The 497-nt window shown below is 64.8% G+C and carries 1 protein-coding gene; it reads right to left on the bottom strand.

The annotated features are described in order from the left end of the window. The coding region (locus tag EOA22_RS36900; protein ID WP_127390773.1) for a hypothetical protein at positions 1–336 on the bottom strand (336 nt) is incomplete at its 3' end. Positions 337–497 lie beyond the last annotated feature (161 nt).

A 497-nucleotide genomic window follows, 5' to 3' on the forward strand; every position in this document is an offset into this window, starting at 1 on the left:
CACCTGAGCCCCTTTGCCAAGCGCGCCGCCACCGCCCGCCGCACCGTAGACCCCGGTCACATCCCGCGCACGTTTGATGTGGCGCACGGTACCTCGGAAATAGGTCTTGGAGACGCCGAAGGCGAGACCGCCCGAGACGCCGCCGACCGAGATGGGATAGCGGCGGCCATGGAAGGTCAGCGTTCCTTCGCCTCCGGAGCCACCGACGAAGAAGGCCGCCTTGTAGACGGCGAAGCGGATCGTGCCGCTGTCGGCATGCGCGGCGCTGGCAAAGCCGATGCTCGCGGTGGCGACGGCGGCAACCGCTATGGAACGAAATCCGGATGAAATCTTCATGGTGAGAACTCCTCAATGTCGCCGCTTTGCCGGCCAGGATGTCTGGGTGGGATCAAAGCTACAACTGAACAGTCTCGCCCGCGGTTTGGTTCCAGGCCCCGTGATTTGGTTCCAGGCATCATTCGAATCCGGCTGCGGGAAGGCCGGGGAGAGGGCGGAGG

Source organism: Mesorhizobium sp. M7A.F.Ca.US.014.04.1.1 (assembly GCF_003998745.1).
In the GTDB taxonomy this organism is placed as follows: Bacteria; Pseudomonadota; Alphaproteobacteria; order Rhizobiales; family Rhizobiaceae; genus Mesorhizobium; species Mesorhizobium ciceri.